A 15,103-nucleotide genomic window follows, 5' to 3' on the forward strand; every position below is an offset into this window, starting at 1 on the left:
AGCCAGGAAGCTGAATGAACGCGACTACTTTACTGCCGGCCGCCGCGCTGGTGATGTCTCTGTTGATCCCTTCGACGTCGGTGGCGCAGACCGCGCCCGGCACGCCCGCCGCAGCGGTGAATGTGTTCATCGGCACGGGCGGCGACGGCCACACCTTCCCCGGCGCGGCGCGCCCGTTCGGCATGATACAACTGAGTCCGGACACGCAGGTGCGGCCGTTCCGCCAGAGCTATCCCTGGGCCGCCGGCTACCGCTACGAGGACGACAGCATCCTCGGCTTCTCGCACACGCACTTTTCCGGCAGCGGCCATTCGGACCTGGGCGACGTGCTGCTGATGCCTTACAGCGGCGAAACCAAACTGGAGCCGGGCTATCCGGAGCGTCCCTTCAGCGGCTACCGTTCGCGTTTCAGCCACAAGGACGAACGCGCGGAGCCGGGCTATTACGCCGTCAAGCTGCTCGATAACGAGGTCGACGTCGAATTGACGGCCAGCGAGCGCGTGGGCCTGCACCGCTACCGTTACGCCGCCGGCGCCTCGGCCAAAGTGATACTCGACCTGCGCAGCAGCATCTACGATTACAAGGCCAAGAACCTGTGGTCGCGCCTGCGCGTGCGCGACAACAAGCTCATTACCGGCATGCGCGAGACGCGCGGCTGGGCGGCCGGCCGCCAGCTGTATTTCGCCATCGCCTTTTCGCAGCCGCTGACGGCGCGGGCGCTGCGCAATATGGAGACCGATATCGAATACAAGGGCTTCGCCAGTCCCGGCAGCGGTCCCGGTGACGACCCGAACCTCAAGCCTTTCGTCGAAGGCAAGGCGCTGGTCGGCGCGCTGGAATTCGGCGTGCCGGCGGACGGCAAGCTGCTGGTGAAGGTGGCCATTTCCGCCGTCAGCGAGGAGGGCGCGATTGCCAACCTGGCCGAGATGCCGGGCTGGGACTTCGACGCCGAGCGCGCCAACGGCTCGGCCGCGTGGAACCAGGCGCTGGGCGCGGTGGAGATCGAGGCGGCAGCGCCGATGAAAACCATGGTCTACACGGCGCTGTACCACAGCATGCTGGCGCCCGGCCTGTTCATGGACCGCGACGGCCGCTATCGCGGGCCGGACAACGAGGTCCACCAGGCCGACGGCTTCCGCTTCCATTCCACCTTCTCGCTGTGGGACACCTACCGCGCGCTGCATCCGCTGCTGACATTGATCCAGCCGGAGCAGCGCAACGTCGACTTCGTGCGCTCGCTGATTGCGTCGCAGAAGGCCAGCCCGTACGGCATTTTGCCGGTTTGGCAGTACCACGGGCTCGAGACGTGGTGCATGATCGGCTACCATGCGGTGCCGGTGATCGCCGACGCCTACATGAAGGGAATGAAGGGCTTCGACGCCGAGGAGGCGCTCAAGGCCATGACCAGCAGCGCCGAATATGGTCCCTACGGCGGCCTCCAACACTATATGAAACTGGGCTACGTGCCGATCGACCTGGAGCCGGAGGCGGCGTCGAAGACGGTCGAATACGCGTTCGACGACTGGACCATCGCGCGCATGGCCGAGAAGATGGGCAAGAAGGATGTCGCCGCGCGCTACTACAAGCGGGCGCTGAACTACCGCAATTCGTTCGACACCAAGACCGGCTTCCTGCGCGCGAAGAAGTCTGACGGCAAGTTCCGCGAGCCGTTCGATTCGGTGCGCTCGAACTTCGGCAGCGACTACACCGAGGGCAGCGCCTGGCAATATTCGTGGTATTCGCCGCATGACAACGCCGGCCTGATCAAGATGCTGGGTGGCGATGTCGGCCTGCAAAACAAGATAGACATGATGTTCGACGCCAAAGTCGACGACAACGTCTATGCGCACATGGAGGATATTTCCGGCCTGATCGGCCACTACGCGCACGGCAACGAACCGTCGCATCACGTGGCCTATCTGTACAACTTCGCCGGCGCGCCGTGGAAGACCCAGCAGCGGCTGACGCAGGTGGTGGCGTCGCAGTACAACGCCACGCCGCAAGGCTTGTCTGGCAACGACGACCTGGGGCAGATGTCGGCGTGGCTGGCGTTTACGGCGCTGGGTTTCTATCCGGTGGCGCCGGGCAGCAACGAGTACGTGATCGGCCGTCCTTTCCTCGACAAGGCGGTGATGAATCTGCCCAACGGCAAGACTTTCACCATCCGCGCGGTCGGCCTGAGCGCGGACAACGCCTATGTCGACGGCGTGACCCTGAACGGCCAGCCGCTCGCGCAAACCTTCCTGCGCCACGAGCAAATCATGGCCGGCGGCGAACTGGTGTTTACGATGTCGAAGCAGCCGAACAAGGCATGGGGCAAGGGTGCGGCGGTGCGGCCGTACACGCAAACGGCGTACTGATTCTTCGACCAACGGCTACGAATTTCGGTCCGATCGGGCGCCACGTCAGTGGCGCCCTTGTCGCATTCGGGAGTAATACTGGCGTGGTTGCCGGGAACTAAGCGCGGCGTTTGCGCAGCGCCACGCCGAGCGCGCCGAGGCCGGCAAGCATCATCATGGCCGACTCCGGCTCAGGAACGGCGGAGACCTGGACCCGTTCGATGGAGGTCAGCGTGCCCCAGAACGACAGGCTGTAATCGTCGCTTTGACGGTACCAGCCGGCGCCGATGGTCGACACCAGACCCTTGTACGCGATGTCGAGTGCCGAGGGCAGCGCCGTCGAATTGAGGTATTTGCCGCTGGCGTCGTTGAAGCCCAGCCCGGCGCCACCGCTCAGATCGGGCTGCTCGCCGAAGCCGTAGTTGGTATTTTCCAGCGAGATCGAATCGCTGGCCTCCCCGTTCGTCACGGTCACCGCGCCCGAGTTGGCGCTGGCATAGTTATTCAGGCCGGACTTGAAGCTGTATTCCATGCTGAACGTTGGCAGCGTGCTCAGGCTGTAGCTGCCGTAGTCGAAGAAGGAGGCCGGATTGGCAATGTCAAAGCTGATGCGTCCGGTTAGTTGGTCGTTCACCCCCACGTGATGGCCCGCCAGATCGGCGCTGTCGACAAAGCCGCCCTGGCCTTTCGACAGAGCGAGCACTTGATCGACCACGGCAGTGAAAGTGTAGGTCACGGTCTCCGCACGCGCCGGGCTGGCGGCAAACAGCAACGCGAGCGTCGCCGCGCCGACGCCTGCGTTCATCTTGGTTGTCCAGGTCATAGCCATTCCAATCTCTGTTGTGAAGTAGGGAACTTATTATATTAATTGCACTCAGGAATTGTAAATATAAAATTGCAAGTGTGTCGCGCGACAGATCGCCGCCCAAGGCAATTTCAGCACAATGAGGAGAATAGTGGCGCGGGCGTGGTGGAATTGCCGTCAGGCGGGGGCGGGGTCGAGGACGGGGCGTCAAAAAGAGCGCGAGGCGCGCCTGCGCAACATCGCCGGCGGCTATCTGGGCGGCGAAATTGACCTGCGCTTCACGTTCGACAAATGGAAATACGCGTTCGCGGTCACGCAGCCGGGCAAGGACGGCGCCGTCTCGCGCAGCCTGCAATTCTTCGACGCCAGCGGCAACGCCGTGCACAAGCTGTACCTCAAGAACGACGCCGGCGTACCGGTGTTCGACCAGCTGGTGGCCGACTTCCGCGCGCCATCGCAAAGCGCCGACCTGAGGGTGGCCGCGCAACCGGCCAAGGCCAAGGAAAAGCCGGACAGCGAGATTGACGTCAAGGAATTCCAGCTGGCCTGGAACGAAATCAACGACGTGCACCAGTTCAACCGCCTGCTGACGGAATTCGGCGTCTCGCGCCAGCAAGCGATGCGCCTCGCCCCGGCCGGCGCCGCCACGCGTATCACGCCGCAAGCGGTGCGCCAGCTGCTCGAAGAAACGGCCAGGCAAAAGATCGACATCATGGTTTTTTTAGGCAATGGCTCGACGATCCAGATCTTCAGTGGCAAGGTCGGCAAGGTCGCCGCCTCGCCGGGCTGGTTCAACGTGCTCGATCCGGAATTCAATTTGCACCTGCGTGACAGCGCCTTCGCCAGCGGCTGGGTGGTCAAGCGCGCCGGCATCACCTCGGTCGAGTTCTACGACAACAACGGCGACCAGGTGGTCAGCTTCTTCGGCGTACGCGAGCCGAAAAAACCGCAACCAGCGAGCTGGATCGACATGACAGCCGGCTTACCGAAAGCCGACGACACCTCGCGCCAGGCCAGCCGCTAATCCGTTCCACCCCCCCGGGGTCAAGTCTGTCATTCGGACACGGACTCTACGCTACGATGGCTGTACGGATGAGTTAGTGTCCGAATGACAGACTTGACCCCGGAGTGGCTTTTAGGCGCCGACGGCGGCGCGGCCTAGCGCCGGGTCGTCGGTGAAGAAGCCGTCCAAGCCAACGGCGATATAGCGCTTCATCTCGGCGATCGAGCCGGCCTCGTTGCGCGCCTGCAAACTGCCGCCGTCGCGGAAGTCGGCCGCCAGGAACTGGTTCTCCGGCCGGAACGTCCACGGTTCCACGCGCAGGCCTGCTTTGTGCGCATCGTCAACAAAGGAGCTTGGCGCGTCCAGGCTGCCGTCCTTCTTCAACGGAATGATCGAGCGCGTTGGCGGCGCCACCACGTCGGCATATTGCGCGATGTCGCGCATGCCGGCCGGCGTGCACATCTGAGCGAAGGTCAGCTTGCCGCCGGCGGCCGCCACGTCCATCGGCCACAGGCGTGGGGCCCCGGATCGCCGGCGCAGCGATCAGGCGCCGCGATTAGGCTTGATTTCGGGTGGTTTTTTTGCGCGTTTCCGGCGCATGGCCACGCCGACGGCGCCGAGTCCGGCGAGCATCAACAGGGCGGATTCCGGCTCCGGCACTGGCGACACGGTGACCTGCTGGATGGAGGTGAGGGTGCCCCAGAAAAAGATCCCCGTCTCGTCGCTGGTGCGGTACCAGCTGCCGCCGATCCTGGAATGCAGCCCCGGGCGGTGGATGTCGATCGATTCCGGCAGCGCGGTCGATGTCAGGTAGGTGCCGCTGCCATCTTCGAAAGCCAGCCCGGCGCCGCCGATCAGACCCGGTGGCGTGCCGCCGTAGTAGTTGGTGTTGTCCAACGCTACAGAGTCGCCATCGGGCATGTCGATCACCCTCGCCGATCCGGTATAGGTGCTGGCATAGTCGTTCAGGCCGGATTTGAAGCTGTATTCCAGGCTGAACTTCGGAAGGGTAGCCAGGCTGTAGTCGCCATAGTCGAAGAACCACGACGGTTCGGCGGAGTCGAAGCTGATACGGCCGCTCAGATGGTCGTTCACCGCCATGCGATGTCCATCCAGCTCGGCGCCGTCGACGTAGCCGCCCTGAAAATATTGTAGTGAAAGCACACTGTCGACGACCGCCGTAAAGGTATATGTCACGGTCTCGGCCTGTGCTGTGCCGGTGGCCGATAACAACGCCAGCGCCAGCGTGCCCGCGCCTATCTTGCTTATCGAGCTCATAGCCATTCCATTTCATGTCAATGATCGGGTTTTAATTATAATAACTATATTAACGATTTGTAAATTCAAAATGTTAAATGTGCGGACGGTGACTGCAATATCGATCTGATCAGAATGCGTGTGCATTGGCCGGGTAAGCTGAACTGGCTGCCCCCTCAGGCAGGGAAGTTCTTGCTGTCACCATGGTTAGCGTTTGGTGGCCGCTCAACCCGCATGGAGGTAATCATGGATGAGATTATTGACGATTTGCTGCTCAAGAGCTCGCAGGGTTACCGGCCTGCGGCCCGTGCCCATCGAGGGGCTGCTCTTAAGCATCGGCATGGCGCCGTTACCGCTGAACGCGCTGTTCAACGGCGCGGATGCCCACCGCAGGCTGTTCCTGTGGCTGGAACGCTGTCGGTGCCACTGCTGACAGGCGCTGTGGCCGTGCCGCTGGCGGGCTTCGGCCTGGGCACTACGGCCGGGGCCGTTGGCTTTGTGCTCAGCGCGACCGACCAGGCGCGTCCGTTTCGCCTGCTGTTCTACCCGCTGGATGGCCAGGATATCGCCGGTGGCCTGCTATGGCGGGCGGGGCAATTTGGCGAGCGCGTCTTCAGCTTCCTTGGCACCCAGCTGCCGTTCGGCTTGCAGGTGGAAGCGGCACCGCAGGCCGAATCGGCCTGACTACGGGCTGACTTCGGCCTCTTCCGCCGCCACAAAGGTCAGGCGGTTGCCGAAGGGATCCTTGATCGACATTTCACGCCCGCCCCATGGCACTTCTTCGATTGCCGGGCGGGCGTATTGGTATTGCTTGTCGGTCAGCGCGGCGTGTAAGGCGTCCAGGTCGGTGGTGACGATGCGCAGCGCGGCGCCGGGGCTGCAGTCGCCGTGGTGCTCGCTCAGGTGCAGCGCGCACCCGTCGCGCGACACCTGCATATACAGCGGCAGGCCCGGCTCGAAACGGTGCTCCCAGTCGACCGAAAAGCCCAGGTAGTCTATGTAGAACTCGCGCGCCTTGGCTTCGTCGAAGCTGCGCAGTATCGGTGTGATGGTTCCAAGTGTCATGCTCGCTCCCGGGGTATGCTGGCGGACGCGGCCCCGACGGCCCAGCCCGAGCCGCTAGTATATCTCCGGCACGATGATTTCGGACGGCACCGGCCGGCGCACATAGTCGTCGTGGTATTCGCGCTGCGGCAGCTGGATCGCCGGATGCTCGACCTCGACGTAGGGCATCTGCCCCAGCAGATGGTGGATGCAGTTGAGGCGGGCCTTCTTCTTGTCCACCCCTTGCACCACCCACCACGGCGCCTCCGGGATATGGGTGCGCTCCAGCATGATTTCCTTGGCCCTGGTGTATTCCTCCCAGCGGCGGCGCGATTCCAGGTCCATCGGGCTCAGCTTCCATTGCTTGAGCGGATCGTGGATGCGGCCCAGGAAGCGGGCGTTCTGCTCCTCGTCCGAGATCGAGAACCAGTACTTGATCAGCTGGATGCCCGAGCGCGCCAGCATGCGCTCGAACTCAGGCACCGTCTGGAAGAATTCCTCGTATTGCTCGTCGCTGCAAAAACCCATCACGCGTTCGACGCCGGCGCGGTTGTACCAGCTGCGATCGAAGAGCACGATCTCACCGGCGGCCGGCAGGTGCGACGTGTAGCGCTGGAAGTACCATTGCGTGCGTTCGCGGTTGTTGGGCGCGGGCAGGGCGGCCACGCGGCACACGCGCGGGTTGAGGCGCTGTACGATGCGCTTGATGACGCCGCCTTTGCCGGCCGCGTCCCGCCCCTCGAACAGGATCACCACCTTGTGGCCGGTGTGCACCACCCAGTCCTGCAGCTTGACCAGCTCGGCCTGCAAGCGGAACAGTTCACGGAAGTAATGGCGGCGCGCGGCCTTGGCCGCTTCGCTGCGTTCCGTTTCGATGACCAGCTTGGTGACCGGATCGATCTCGCGGTCCTCCAGTTCCATCTCCAGTTCCTCGTCGTAGCTGTCGGTGAGCTCGCGGTGTACGCGCTCCAGCAATTCTTGTTCGTTCAATTTCACGCAGCGCTCCTCGGTATGGTCCGCGCACAGCTTATCCGCGCAATGTGACCTGGCGATGACGGATCAATATTGCGCAGTTGCGGCGCCGCTCATGGGGCGGAGCGCCCGGCTGGTTACGCCCAAATCCCCGTGCGTTCGAGAGGCCTGCTATGCGCGGTGACTTACCGATGGAGGTTGGGATGGAAGTGTGACGCCTCACGCGACGTGGGCGGCGGCGGCGGACGGAGACGCCTGATAGCGTCCCCGGCGTCCGATTTTGTCAGCGTTTAGTGAGGATAAAGGCCATGCACGCGTCCGAACAGCCGGGTCAGGCCCAGCAGCGCGTCGATGTGGGGCGTCGGCACGTGCAGCCGCTGGCCGATTTCGCGCACGGCGCCGACCAGCGCGTCGAGCTCCAGCACCCGGCCGGCGTCGGCGTCCTGCAGCATCGAACTCTTGAAGGCTCCGAGCTTGCGCGTGACCTCGTGCCGCTGTTCCGGCGTTTCTTCGATGTGGCAGCCAATGCGGTCGCCGATCAGCGCGGCCTCGCGCATCGCCGCGCGGCAAAACTCGGCTACCAGCGGATCGTCGAGGATGCGGTCGGCCGTGGCGCCGGTGATGGCCGACACCGGGTTCATGGTCATGTTGCCCCACAGCTTGTACCAGATGTCGTAGCGGATGTTGTCGGAGACGGTGACGTCGAAGCCGGCGCCGCCCAGCAGCGTGCCGAGCTGGCGCGCACGCGCCGAATCGCCGCCGCCGGGCTCGCCAATGATCAGGCCGTTGCCCATTTTGTGCGCCACCAGCCCCGGTTCCGGCGATGAGGTGCTGGCATGCACCACGCAGCCGAGCACCTGGCTGTAGGGCAAGGCGGCTGTGACCGTGCCTTCCGGATCGACGCTGGCCAACGGCTGGTCGCCGATGGCGGCCACGCCCTGGCCGAACCACCATGGCACGCCATTCATGGCCGGCAGGATCACGGTGTCCGGCCCGATCAGCGGGCCGATCTCGCGCGCCACGGCGGTCAAGCCCTGGCCCTTGACAGCGACGATGACGACGTCCTGGCGCCCTAGTTGCGCGGCGTCGTCGCTGGCGCGGGCCGGCGCGGTGGTCAGTACGTCGCCCTGGCGCAGGCGCCAGCCATGTTCTTGCAATGAAACGAGTGCCGCGCGGCGCGCCAGCACACTTAAATCACACGCGGCCGCAGCGGCCAGACGGGTGCCGATGAAGCCGCCAATGGCGCCGGCGCCGACGATACATACTTTCATGTTGTCTCCTCTGAAAGAAAAGGGGCCGCGATTGCGGCCCCGCCTCCTGAAGCAGGTCTAGTGCATATTATTATTAGTTACGACGATCAATTCGTTGCGACGATCAGTTACGGATATCGAGCCTGCGGTTCAGGCTCAGCGCGGCCAGCGAGGCCACGGCGCCCGACAGCAGATACAGGCCGACATAGGCCAGACCGAAGTGCGCCGACACGCCCAGCGCCACCAGCGGCGCGAAACCGGCGCCGACCAGCCACGCCAGATCGGACGTCAACGCCGCGCCGGTGTAGCGGAAGCGCTGCTCGAAGTTGGCGGTGACGGCACCGGCGGCCTGACCGTAGGACAGACCCAGCAGCGAGAAGCCCAGCAGGATGAAGATGTCCTGGCCGGTTTCGCCCTGGTCGATCAGATACGGCACGACCGCGCTGAAGATGGCGATCATGATGGCGAGCGTGCCCAGGGTGCGGCGGCGGCCGTAGCGGTCGGCGACGATGCCCGAAATAATGATGCCGATCGTCATCAATACCACGCCGACCATCTGCACTTGCAGGAAGCCGGAGACGGCGCGCGGCGAGTACAGGCTGATCCAGGACAGCGGGAACACCGTCACCAGGTGGAACAGCGCGTAGCTGCCCAGCGCGGCCAGCGCGCCGATGACGACGTTGCGGCCCTGTTTGCTGATCAATTCGACAACGCTGACCGGCTCCAACTGACGCTCGTCGAGCAGGTGCGAGTATTCATGCGTGGTCACCAGGCGCAGGCGGGCGAACAGCGCGACCACGTTGATGGCGAAGGCCACATAGAACGGATAGCGCCAGCCCCAGTCGAGGAAATCGAGCGAGCTGAGCGTTGCCATCATGTAGGCGAACAGTCCGGCGGCGATGATGAAGCCGATCGGCGCGCCCAGCTGGCCCAGCATCGCGTACCAGCCGCGCTTGTTTTCGGGCGCGTTCAGTGCCAGCAGCGACGGCAGACCGTCCCACGAACCGCCCTGGGCGATGCCCTGGCCGATGCGCAGCAGCGACAGGATCACGATCGACGTGGTGCCCAGCGACGCGTAGTCCGGCAGGAAGGCGATGCCGGCGGTGGACACGCCCATCACCATCAGCGCAAGCATCAGCTTGGTCTCACGGGTGAACCGGTGTTGTACGGCCATAAATGCCACAGTGCCTATCGGCCGGGCAATAAATGCTAGCGAGAAAATCGCGAAAGCGTATAGTGTTCCGTCAAGGCGGCTCTCGTACGGGAAGAACACCGACGGGAACACCAGCGCCGAGGCGATGGCGTAGACGAAGAAGTCGAAGTATTCGGAGGCGCGGCCGATGACCACGCCGATGGCGATTTCGCCGGGTGAAATATCCCCATCCCGGGCATTGATGTTGCGCGCGCCTTGGCTGGTTTGATGCTCAGGGACGCCAGCTGTGACGCCCGTTAATGTAGTCGTGTTGGCCATGGTCTCGTCTCGTATATGAAAAAATTTTTATCACGATCATGTCCCCGGGCCACTAGGACAATGTGTCCAATGGCAAGAACATTCCGTAATAGGTACAGTAGCATGTTATCTAATTCCTGTGACGTAAATTACCGCATGATTCCTCCTATCGCTCGTCGTGGGCTATTCCTCGCACCGTTGTTGTGGCTTGCTGGCTGCAACACGGTCGTGTTGAACCCGTCCGGAGATATCGCCGCTCAGCAAGGAAACCTTGTCATTGTTTCCACATTGCTGATGCTGTTGATTATCGTACCCGTTATGATTTTGATCTGTCTGTTCGCTTGGCGCTACAGGAAGGCAAATACTTCCGCCAAATACGAACCGAACTGGGATCACTCGACCAAGCTCGAACTGATGATCTGGGGCGCTCCGCTGCTGATCATCATCGTCTTGGGCGCGATCACCTGGATCTACACCCACTTGCTGGACCCGTACCGTCCGCTGAGCCGCATCGACCAGCACCGTCCGGTCGCCGCCGGCGTCAAGCCGCTGGAGATCCAGGTCGTGGCGATGGACTGGAAGTGGATGTTCATCTATCCAGAGCAGGGCATCGCCACCGTCAACGAGCTGGTGACCCCGATCGACGTGCCGGTGCGCTTCAAGCTGACCTCGTCGACCGTGATGAACGCGTTCTACGTTCCCGCGCTGGCCGGCATGATCTACACCATGCCGGGCATGGAGACGCAGCTGAACGCGGTAATGAACAAGGTGGGCGTGTATGACGGCTTCTCGTCGAACTACAGCGGCGCCGGCTTCTCGCAGATGCGCTTCAAGTACCACGGCGTGAGCCAGGGCGACTTCGACGCCTGGGTTGAAAAGACCCGCGGCGCGACCGGCGCGCTGACCCGTGCCGAGTTCGTGGCGCTGGACAAGCCGACCATCAAGCACCCGATCATGCATTTCAGCAATGTCGACAAGGGTTTGTACGACCTCGTGCTGAACCGTTGCGTGGTCGAAGGGTCGGTCTGCATGAACACCTTGATGCACCAGGACGCCACACGCATCAAGGCGGCGGCCGCAGTCAAAGCGCTGGACAAAGACGTCTGTGAGACCGACGTTGCCGCCACCGCCCAACCTATCCGTAAAGAATGACCATGTCTGAACATACCTTGACACCCAACCACCCGATCCTGGGTCGCCTGTCGTGGGAATCGATCCCGCTGCATGAGCCCATTCTGATCGGCACCTTCGCCATGGTGGCGATCGGAGGCCTGGCCTTCCTCGCCGTCATGTTCAAATTCCGCCTGTGGGGCCCGCTGTGGAAGAACTGGATCACCAGTATCGACCACAAGCGCATCGGTATCATGTACATGATCCTCGGTATCATCATGCTGCTGCGCGGCTTCGCCGACGCGCTGATGATGCGCGCCCAGCAAGCGATGGCCTTCGGCGACAACGCCGGTTTCCTGCCGCCGCACCACTACGACCAGGTCTTCACGGCCCACGGCACGATCATGATTTTCTTCGTGGCAATGCCACTGGTCACCGGCCTGATGAACTACGTGGTGCCGCTGCAGATCGGCGCGCGCGACGTCTCGTTCCCGTTCCTGAACAACTTCTCGTTCTGGATGACCACCTTCGGCGCGATGCTGACGATGGTGTCGCTGTTCGTCGGCGAATTCGCCAAGACCGGCTGGCTGGCGTTCCCGCCGCTGTCGGGCATCATGGCCAGTCCGGACGTGGGGGTCGACTACTATATCTGGTCATTGCAGATTGCCGGGGTAGGGACGACCTTGTCTGGCGTCAACCTGATCGCCACCATCGTCAAGATGCGCGCGCCGGGCATGGACCTGATGAAGATGCCTGTCTTCACTTGGACCGCGCTGTGCACCAACGCCCTGATCGTCGCGTCGTTCCCGGTCCTGACCGTGACCCTGGCGATGCTGTCGCTCGACCGCATGGTCGGCACCAACTTCTTCACCAACGACCTCGGCGGCAACCCGATGTTGTACGTCAACCTGATCTGGATCTGGGGCCACCCCGAGGTGTACATTCTGATCCTGCCGGTGTTCGGCGTGTTCTCGGAAATCGTCTCGACCTTCAGCGCCAAGCGCCTGTTCGGCTACACCTCGATGGTGTACGCGACCGTCGTGATCACCATCCTGTCGTACCTGGTATGGCTGCACCACTTCTTCACCATGGGTTCGGGCGCCAGCGTCAACTCGTTCTTCGGCATCACCACGATGATCATCTCGATCCCGACCGGCGCCAAGATCTTCAACTGGCTGTTTACCATGTACAAGGGCCGCATCACCTTCGACGTGCCGATGCTGTGGACCGTGGGCTTCATGCTGACCTTCGTCATCGGCGGCATGACCGGCGTGATGCTGGCCGTGCCACCGGCCGACTTCGTGCTGCACAACTCGCTGTTCCTGATCGCCCACTTCCACAACGTCATCATCGGCGGCGTGGTGTTCGGCCTGTTCGCCGGCATGAACTACTGGTTCCCGAAAGCGTTCGGCTTCCGCCTGGACGAGTTCTGGGGCAAGGTCTGCTTCTGGTGCTGGCTGGTCGGCTTCTGGGTTGCGTTCACGCCGCTGTACGTGATGGGCTTCATGGGCGTCACCCGCCGCATGAACCACTTCGACGATCCGTCGCTGCAAATCTGGTTCGTCATCGCCGCCATCGGCGCGCTGATCATCGCCGGCGGTATCGGCGCGTTCCTGATGCAGATCTATGTCAGCTGGCGCGACCGCGAGAAGCTGCGCGACGTCACCGGCGACCCATGGGGCGGCCGTACGCTGGAGTGGGCGACCTCGTCGCCACCGCCGGACTACAACTTCGCGTTCACGCCGGTGGTGCATGACAGCGACAGCTGGGCCGACATGAAGGCGCACAACTACAAGCGTCCGACCAAGGGCTTCGTCGACATCCACATGCCGAAGAACACGGGCGCCGGCTTCATCATCTCGGCACTGTCGTTCGTGATGGGCTTTGCCCTGGTTTGGCAGATGTGGCCGCTCGCGATCATTGGCTTTGTCGCCATGATGGCCGCCATCATCACGCACACCTTTAACTACAAGCGCGATTTCTACATCAAGGCGGAAGAAGTTGTCCGTACCGAAGAAGCGCACACTCGTTTGCTGGAAAGCCATGTCTGATATTACCGCTAACGCCGCCCTGAGCGACGACCCAAGCGCGCGCTACTATGTAGCCGACCACCATCCGGAGAACGGCACCTTGCTGGGCTTCTGGTTGTACCTGATGAGCGACTGCCTGCTGTTTGGCGCGCTGTTCGCCGCCTACGCCGTGCTCGGCCGCAGCTATGCGGGCGGCCCGTCGGGCGCCGAGCTGTTCGAACTGGGCACCATCGCCCTGAACACCGCGTTCCTGCTGCTGTCGTCGATCACCTACGGCTTTGCCATGATCGCCACCCAGCGCAAGAGCCTGAAGTTCGCCATGATCTGGCTGGGCATCACCGGCCTGTTCGGCCTGGCGTTCCTGTTCCTGGAGATCGAAGAGTTCCTGCACCTGATCCACATCGGCGCCGGTCCGCAGCGCAGCGCGTTCCTGACCTCGTTCTTCGCGCTGGTCGGCACCCACGGTCTGCACGTGACCTTCGGTACGATCTGGCTGGTCACGTTGATCTTCCAGCTGAAAAAGCACGGCCTGACGGTCGAGAACAAGCGTCGCATGATGTGCCTGTCGATGTTCTGGCACTTCCTGGACGTGATCTGGATCGGTGTATTTACCTTTGTTTACCTGATGGGAGTTCTGCCATGAGCGCGCCAAATAACCACGGCCACGACCACGGCCACGGTCATGACGACCACGGTCACGGCGAAGAGGGCAGCGCCCACGGCAGCCTGCGCGATTACGCCATCGGCTTCGTGCTGTCGGTCATCCTGACGGCCATTCCGTTCTGGCTGGTGATGGCCAAGGTGTTCGACAAGTCCAGCACCACGGCCGCCGTGATCCTGGCCTTCGCCGGCGTCCAGATGGTGGTGCACATGGTCTACTTCCTGCACATGAACGGCAAGAACGAAGGCGGCTGGTCGATGCTGGCGCTGATGTTCACGCTGGTGTTGCTGGTGATCGTGTTGGCCGGTTCGATCTGGGTCATGTACCATATGAACCTGAACATGATGCCTTCGATGGGCTCGGATGTGCACAGCATGCACGACATGAAATGACGACTGGCGCACTGCGCCAACGTTCCCGCGCCCTGCGCGTCATCCTGGCCCTCGTGGCCGGGGTGATGTTCGCAGGGTTTTTTGCTTTGGGAACGTGGCAAATATTCAGGTTGCAATGGAAACTGGCGTTGATCGACAGGGTCGGGCAGCGCGTGCACGCGGCGCCGACGCCGGCGCCGGGCATTGCCGAATGGCAGCGCGTCAACGCCGAGAACGACGAGTACCGCCCCGTGCGCATCAGCGGCGCCTACCTGACGGCGTCGAGCACGTGGACCCGGGCGTCGCTCGAGCGCGGCACTGGCTACTGGGTGCTGACGCCGCTGTGCACGGCCGACGGCGGCATCGTCATGATCAATCGCGGCTTTGTGCCGACGGGAACGGGCGGCTGGAGTCCGCGCCCGGCGCCGGCTCTTGCGCCCGCCAACGCCTGCGCGGCGGTCGCCGGCGGGCCTGCGGTGACCGTCACCGGCCTGTTGCGCGTCAGCGAGAAGCCCAGCTCGCTGCGCGCGAACGAACCCGAACGCAACGACTGGTACACGCGCGATTTACCGGCCATCGCCCGGGCGCGCGGCTTGCCGGCGGTGGCGCCGTATTTCGTCGACGCCGATGCCGCCTCCGCGCAGGTGGCGCTTCCCGGCGAAAGCGTGCGCCCGGTTGGCGGGTTGACGGTGATCTCCTTCGTCAACAACCACCTTGTCTACGCCATCACCTGGTTCGGGCTGGCGCTGATGGTGGCAGGCGCCACATGGTGGGTTACAAGGGATGCACGCAAGGAGCGTTGATCACGTAA

Annotated in this window: 15 protein-coding genes; 8 read left to right on the forward strand and 7 right to left on the reverse strand. The window is 63.0% G+C overall.

Annotated elements, in window-relative coordinates:
• Window positions 1-14 precede the first annotated feature (14 nt).
• Window positions 15-2,360 carry a GH92 family glycosyl hydrolase gene (locus tag ACZ0BA_RS07520; protein ID WP_463450700.1) on the forward strand — a complete coding sequence of 782 codons (2,346 nt, stop codon included), beginning with the start codon at window positions 15-17 and terminating at the stop codon, window positions 2,358-2,360.
• Between the two features lie 97 nt (window positions 2,361-2,457).
• Here the strand turns inward: ACZ0BA_RS07520 and ACZ0BA_RS07525 are convergent, their stop codons facing one another.
• A complete protein-coding gene (locus ACZ0BA_RS07525; protein ID WP_463450701.1) occupies window positions 2,458-3,162 on the reverse strand; it encodes a PEP-CTERM sorting domain-containing protein in 705 nt (234 codons plus the stop codon).
• A gap of 121 nt (window positions 3,163-3,283) precedes the next feature.
• Here ACZ0BA_RS07525 and ACZ0BA_RS07530 point away from each other — a divergent pair, with 121 nt between their 5' ends.
• The gene (locus tag ACZ0BA_RS07530) at window positions 3,284-4,168 is read left to right on the forward strand and encodes a ChuX/HutX family heme-like substrate-binding protein (protein WP_463450702.1); all 885 of its coding nucleotides are present in this window, start codon (window positions 3,284-3,286) and stop codon (window positions 4,166-4,168) included.
• Between the two features lie 111 nt (window positions 4,169-4,279).
• Here ACZ0BA_RS07530 and ACZ0BA_RS07535 read toward each other — a convergent pair whose 3' ends face one another.
• Window positions 4,280-4,651 carry a glycerophosphodiester phosphodiesterase family protein gene (locus ACZ0BA_RS07535; RefSeq protein WP_463450703.1) on the reverse strand — a complete coding sequence of 124 codons (372 nt, stop codon included), beginning with the start codon at window positions 4,649-4,651 and terminating at the stop codon, window positions 4,280-4,282.
• Between the two features lie 39 nt (window positions 4,652-4,690).
• Window positions 4,691-5,425 carry a PEP-CTERM sorting domain-containing protein gene (locus ACZ0BA_RS07540; RefSeq protein WP_463450704.1) on the reverse strand — a complete coding sequence of 245 codons (735 nt, stop codon included), beginning with the start codon at window positions 5,423-5,425 and terminating at the stop codon, window positions 4,691-4,693.
• 399 nt (window positions 5,426-5,824) lie between these two features.
• Here ACZ0BA_RS07540 and ACZ0BA_RS07545 point away from each other — a divergent pair, with 399 nt between their 5' ends.
• Window positions 5,825-6,088, forward strand: coding sequence for a hypothetical protein (locus ACZ0BA_RS07545; protein WP_463450705.1), 264 nt, complete (start codon window positions 5,825-5,827; stop codon window positions 6,086-6,088).
• On the opposite strand, the gene ACZ0BA_RS07550 is transcribed toward ACZ0BA_RS07545, so the two are convergent.
• From ACZ0BA_RS07550 to ACZ0BA_RS07565, 4 genes are all read right to left on the reverse strand, one after another.
• Window positions 6,089-6,469: a glyoxalase superfamily protein gene (locus ACZ0BA_RS07550; protein WP_463450706.1), complete on the reverse strand. Its 381-nt coding sequence runs from the start codon at window positions 6,467-6,469 to the stop codon at window positions 6,089-6,091. It abuts the gene before it with no gap.
• 54 nt (window positions 6,470-6,523) lie between these two features.
• A complete protein-coding gene (ppk2, locus tag ACZ0BA_RS07555; protein ID WP_463454720.1) occupies window positions 6,524-7,369 on the reverse strand; it encodes a polyphosphate kinase 2 in 846 nt (281 codons plus the stop codon).
• A 341-nt stretch (window positions 7,370-7,710) separates the two neighbouring features.
• Window positions 7,711-8,691: a 2-dehydropantoate 2-reductase gene (locus tag ACZ0BA_RS07560; RefSeq protein ID WP_463450707.1), complete on the reverse strand. Its 981-nt coding sequence runs from the start codon at window positions 8,689-8,691 to the stop codon at window positions 7,711-7,713.
• Between the two features lie 103 nt (window positions 8,692-8,794).
• Window positions 8,795-10,141 carry an MFS transporter gene (locus ACZ0BA_RS07565; protein ID WP_463450708.1) on the reverse strand — a complete coding sequence of 449 codons (1,347 nt, stop codon included), beginning with the start codon at window positions 10,139-10,141 and terminating at the stop codon, window positions 8,795-8,797.
• Window positions 10,142-10,276: 135 nt separating this feature from the next.
• On the opposite strand from ACZ0BA_RS07565, the gene cyoA reads away from it, so the two are divergent.
• The 5 genes from cyoA to ACZ0BA_RS07590 are packed head-to-tail and all read left to right on the forward strand — an operon-like array spanning window position 10,277 to window position 15,095.
• Window positions 10,277-11,272 carry a ubiquinol oxidase subunit II gene (cyoA, locus tag ACZ0BA_RS07570; protein WP_463450709.1) on the forward strand — a complete coding sequence of 332 codons (996 nt, stop codon included), beginning with the start codon at window positions 10,277-10,279 and terminating at the stop codon, window positions 11,270-11,272.
• Window positions 11,269-13,281 (forward strand): cytochrome o ubiquinol oxidase subunit I, encoded by a 2,013-nt coding sequence (gene cyoB / locus ACZ0BA_RS07575; RefSeq protein WP_463450710.1) that lies wholly within the window; start codon window positions 11,269-11,271, stop codon window positions 13,279-13,281. The genes cyoA and cyoB overlap by 4 nt, the downstream gene beginning before the upstream one ends.
• The gene (gene cyoC, locus ACZ0BA_RS07580) at window positions 13,274-13,903 is read left to right on the forward strand and encodes a cytochrome o ubiquinol oxidase subunit III (protein WP_463450711.1); all 630 of its coding nucleotides are present in this window, start codon (window positions 13,274-13,276) and stop codon (window positions 13,901-13,903) included. The genes cyoB and cyoC overlap by 8 nt, the downstream gene beginning before the upstream one ends.
• Window positions 13,900-14,313, forward strand: coding sequence for a cytochrome o ubiquinol oxidase subunit IV (cyoD, locus tag ACZ0BA_RS07585; protein ID WP_463450712.1), 414 nt, complete (start codon window positions 13,900-13,902; stop codon window positions 14,311-14,313). The genes cyoC and cyoD overlap by 4 nt, the downstream gene beginning before the upstream one ends.
• Window positions 14,310-15,095 (forward strand): SURF1 family protein, encoded by a 786-nt coding sequence (locus ACZ0BA_RS07590; protein ID WP_463450713.1) that lies wholly within the window; start codon window positions 14,310-14,312, stop codon window positions 15,093-15,095. Before cyoD ends, ACZ0BA_RS07590 begins: the two co-directional genes overlap by 4 nt.
• Window positions 15,096-15,103: the final 8 nt, after the last annotated feature.

It is taken from the genome of Duganella sp. AC917 (genome assembly GCF_979258245.1).

Bases quoted from the DNA above. Each gene is read 5' to 3' on its own strand.
- ACZ0BA_RS07590 (WP_463450713.1), top strand. From the start codon at position 14,310: ATGACGACTGGCGCACTGCGCCAACGTTCCCGCGCCCTGCGCGTCATC.
- ACZ0BA_RS07565 (WP_463450708.1), bottom strand. From the start codon at position 10,141: ATGGCCAACACGACTACATTAACGGGCGTCACAGCTGGCGTCCCTGAG.
- cyoC (WP_463450711.1), top strand. From the start codon at position 13,274: ATGTCTGATATTACCGCTAACGCCGCCCTGAGCGACGACCCAAGCGCG.
- ACZ0BA_RS07550 (WP_463450706.1), bottom strand. From the start codon at position 6,469: ATGACACTTGGAACCATCACACCGATACTGCGCAGCTTCGACGAAGCC.
- ACZ0BA_RS07530 (WP_463450702.1), top strand. From the start codon at position 3,284: ATGAGGAGAATAGTGGCGCGGGCGTGGTGGAATTGCCGTCAGGCGGGG.
- ACZ0BA_RS07535 (WP_463450703.1), bottom strand. From the start codon at position 4,651: ATGGACGTGGCGGCCGCCGGCGGCAAGCTGACCTTCGCTCAGATGTGC.
- ACZ0BA_RS07560 (WP_463450707.1), bottom strand. From the start codon at position 8,691: ATGAAAGTATGTATCGTCGGCGCCGGCGCCATTGGCGGCTTCATCGGC.
- ACZ0BA_RS07540 (WP_463450704.1), bottom strand. From the start codon at position 5,425: ATGAGCTCGATAAGCAAGATAGGCGCGGGCACGCTGGCGCTGGCGTTG.
- cyoD (WP_463450712.1), top strand. From the start codon at position 13,900: ATGAGCGCGCCAAATAACCACGGCCACGACCACGGCCACGGTCATGAC.
- ACZ0BA_RS07525 (WP_463450701.1), bottom strand. From the start codon at position 3,162: ATGACCTGGACAACCAAGATGAACGCAGGCGTCGGCGCGGCGACGCTC.
- cyoB (WP_463450710.1), top strand. From the start codon at position 11,269: ATGACCATGTCTGAACATACCTTGACACCCAACCACCCGATCCTGGGT.
- cyoA (WP_463450709.1), top strand. From the start codon at position 10,277: ATGATTCCTCCTATCGCTCGTCGTGGGCTATTCCTCGCACCGTTGTTG.
- ppk2 (WP_463454720.1), bottom strand. From the start codon at position 7,369: ATGGAACTGGAGGACCGCGAGATCGATCCGGTCACCAAGCTGGTCATC.
- ACZ0BA_RS07520 (WP_463450700.1), top strand. From the start codon at position 15: ATGAACGCGACTACTTTACTGCCGGCCGCCGCGCTGGTGATGTCTCTG.